Consider the following 731-nt stretch of genomic DNA (forward strand, 5'->3'; position numbering starts at 1 on the left):
CCTGCGCGCCCCCATCCGCGATGTGCGTTCCTGGGTGTTGAGGTGCATGTTCTGTGGGGGTTTGCTTTTTGGGGTTGTTTGGTCCTGCGCCGCATGTCGGGTGAAGGGCTGTGCGCCGTAATCTGGTGCGATCTGAGGGGTTTTGGCGGGAGTTTGTCTGTGTCTGGGGTCCAGGGCAGGTCTCCTTTCGCTCTTGCCCGATGGGGGAGAGGCTTCGTCCGCTGTGGGAGCACGGGGGCTTTGGGGAGCGGGAATCCGGGGTGCGGAGGCTGAACGTGGTGTGGCCTGTGAGGGTTGGAGGGGCCATCAGGGCGCCGAGCTCTGGCCTAGGGCGCGGTGCGTGCTTCCCGCCTTTCGGCGGGTGAGAGTGACCGTTGAGGAGAACCAGCCCGCTCATCGTCCCGTTGTCGCGCTTCTTCGGGAGGGAGGTCTCCGGGGCTTGGGTGTGGGGGGCGCGGTGTTCCTCTGGGAGAGCAGATCCCTGGGTTGGGGTGGCCGGGGCTTGGGTGTGGGGGCGGGGTGTTCCTCTGGGGGAGTAGATCCCTGGGTTGGGGTGGCCGGGGGCTGGGTGTGAGCTGCGCAGTTGCCCCCTTTCCGGCTCCCCAGGACAGGGACCCCGGGGCAGAGTGACCAGGCTTGGGCGTGGGGGCGCGCAGGGGGTGTCCCCGGAAGCGATCGACGGCAAGGCAGCCTTGTCGGCTCGGAGTCGCATCAGGCCGTCGACGCTGAGG

Origin of the sequence: Streptomyces albipurpureus (assembly GCF_023701525.1) — a bacterium.
Lineage (GTDB): Bacteria > Actinomycetota > Actinomycetes > Streptomycetales > Streptomycetaceae > Streptomyces > Streptomyces albipurpureus.